Origin of the sequence: Rhodovulum sp. (assembly GCF_011048875.1) — a bacterium.
In the GTDB taxonomy this organism is placed as follows: Bacteria; Pseudomonadota; Alphaproteobacteria; order Rhodobacterales; family Rhodobacteraceae; genus Rhodovulum; species Rhodovulum tesquicola.
The window spans coordinates 1-2,177 of record NZ_DSDD01000183.1 but is presented as its reverse complement, the minus strand read 5'-3'; the positions used below and the strand labels follow the sequence as shown (position 1 = coordinate 2,177).

Annotated in this window: 2 protein-coding genes and 1 pseudogene; all 3 read right to left on the bottom strand. The window is 70.1% G+C overall.

From position 1 onward, the window contains the following. Window positions 1–284: pseudogene (locus ENN83_RS06335) on the bottom strand (hypothetical protein); the annotation flags it as partial. Then, window positions 281–1,114, bottom strand: a complete 834-nt coding sequence (locus tag ENN83_RS06330) for an alpha/beta fold hydrolase (RefSeq protein WP_287185304.1) — start codon at window positions 1,112–1,114, stop codon at window positions 281–283. The gene ENN83_RS06330 and the pseudogene ENN83_RS06335, both read right to left, overlap by 4 nt. After that, window positions 1,114–1,803: a haloacid dehalogenase type II gene (locus tag ENN83_RS06325; RefSeq protein WP_287185303.1), complete on the bottom strand. Its 690-nt coding sequence runs from the start codon at window positions 1,801–1,803 to the stop codon at window positions 1,114–1,116. The genes ENN83_RS06330 and ENN83_RS06325 overlap by 1 nt, the downstream gene beginning before the upstream one ends. Between the last annotated feature and the right edge of the window lie 374 nt (window positions 1,804–2,177).

Here is a 2,177-nt window from a genome sequence, read left to right as displayed (position 1 = left end):
TGGCGAAGCGCCATCCGGAAGGTTTCGGCCGCCACATTGCCGCCCGATCCGATCACGATCACCGCGTCGCCTGTCACCGCGTCGCCGTGAAACAATGCCGCGGCCAGCGCGACCGCGCCGCCGCAGGGGATCAGCACATCGGCCTGCGAGACGCCCGCCGCGGCGGCCTGCGCGGCCAGTTCCAGCCCGGACGCAGACAGCAGCGGCGTTTCGCGCACATGGCCCGAAAGGCGCGTCTGGCCCGAAAGGCGCGTCGCCGTGGCCTCGATCATCGCGATGTTCACGCCACGGCCTTCAGGAAGGCGCGGATCGCGGCCAGGCTTTCGGGTTCGTCGAGGAAGGGCACATGGCCGCGATCGGCCACCTCGGCAAAGATCATGTCGGGGCGGCGGCGGCGCATCTCGGCCGCGGTCTCGGCGGACAGGATGTCGGAATTGGCCCCCCGGATCAGCGCGACCGGCAGGCCCGCGAGCGCATCGAACGTCGGCCACAGATCGGGCAAGGCGTCGGTTGCGGATGCTTCGGACACCGCGTTGCGCAGCCGCGGGTCGTAGCGCAGTGCGAGGCCGTCGGGCGCCTCGTCCCAGACCCGCCTGGCATATTCGCGCCAGGTCGCGCGCGAGACGCCGGGAAACCGGTCCTGCATCGCCACCTCAAGCCGCTTCGCGGCCGCGTCGAAATCGGCAAGGCCGGGGCGTTTGCCGAGATGGCCCATGATATAGGCCAGCCCTCGGGGATCGACCAGCGGGCCGATATCGTTGAGACAGACGCCCAGCAGCCGGTCGTGATGGCCCATCGCCAGCACCATCGCGATCAGCCCGCCGCGCGAGGTGCCCAGGATCGCGGCCCTTTCAAGCCCGAGATGGTCGAGCAGCGCCAGCGCGTCCCGGCCCTCCCGGATCAGGTTGTAATTCATGAAATCTGGATCATGGCCGGACCGGCCGCGCCCGCGCATGTCGAGGCGGATCACCCGGGCGCTGTCGGCGAAATGGTCCAGAACCGGCTCGAAATCGTCCATGTTGCGTGTCAGGCCCGCAAGGCACAACAGCGGCGTGCCCGCGCCCTGGTCGTCATAGGCCAGCATCAGCCCGTCATCGGCGGCGAAATGCCGCATCATGCGCCCTTTGCCAATGCCGGGATGCCGGTCAGGTCGGGAAGGACATGGGCCGGTCGCCAGGGCATCCGGTCGACCGGGGCGCCCGTGCGGTTGACCCAGGCGGTCACGAAGCCGTAACCGGCACCGGCCGCAGCGTCCCAGCCGTTGGACGAGACGAAAAGCACCTGGTCCGGGGCCGTGCCGAACCGCTGGCCGACAAGGTCATAGACGGACGGGTGCGGCTTGAAGATGCCGACGCTCTCGACCGAGAGCACGTCGTCGAGCAACGCGCCGATCCCGGCCGAGGCCACCGCGCTGGCCAGCATGCCGGGCGCGCCGTTCGACAGGATGGCGGTGGCCTTGCCCGCCTGTTTCAGCGCGATCAGCATGGCGGACAGCTCGGGATAGGGCGACAGCGCGCGGTAGAGGTCGAGCAGGCGGGCGCGCAGCCTTGCATCGCCCTGCAGGCCGTGGGCCTCCATCGCCCAGTCCAGCCCGTCCTGCGTGACCTGCCAGAAATCGGCATGCGCCCCGGTGATGGCGCGCAGCCAGGTGTATTCGAGTTGCTTGCGCCGCCAGTCCTCGGCCAGCCGCACCCACAGACCGGCGAGCCGTTCGCAGCCCGGCGCGCTGGCCACTTCGCGCGCGGCGGCGGTCACGTCGAACAACGTGCCATGGGCATCGAAGATGCAGGTGGTGATGGCCATGGGGCCCTCCTCGGGGGCGAGACTGGCACAGAGCCGGGCGGGGGGAAAGGGTGCGGACGCGCCGCAGCGGGATGTCACGGGGCTCGGGCAGGATGCTGCCACAGGATCACGGCAAGGCCTGGTGGACCGAACTGATGACCCGTGACGTGCCCGGCGCCCCGGCCTGTTACAACGCCGTCTGCGGATCGAGGGCGTGGGACAGATCGCCATCCTGCGCGATCCGACCGGCGCGGCGCCGGGATTGCTGACGTCCGCGCGCATGGGCTGAGGCATCGCGGCGCTTTACATCGGGGAGGCGGCCATTCAGGTTCGGGTCACGACCCGGAGCACCCGTGCCGATCGCGCGGCCTCAGGCAAACCCATCCCCCCGACAG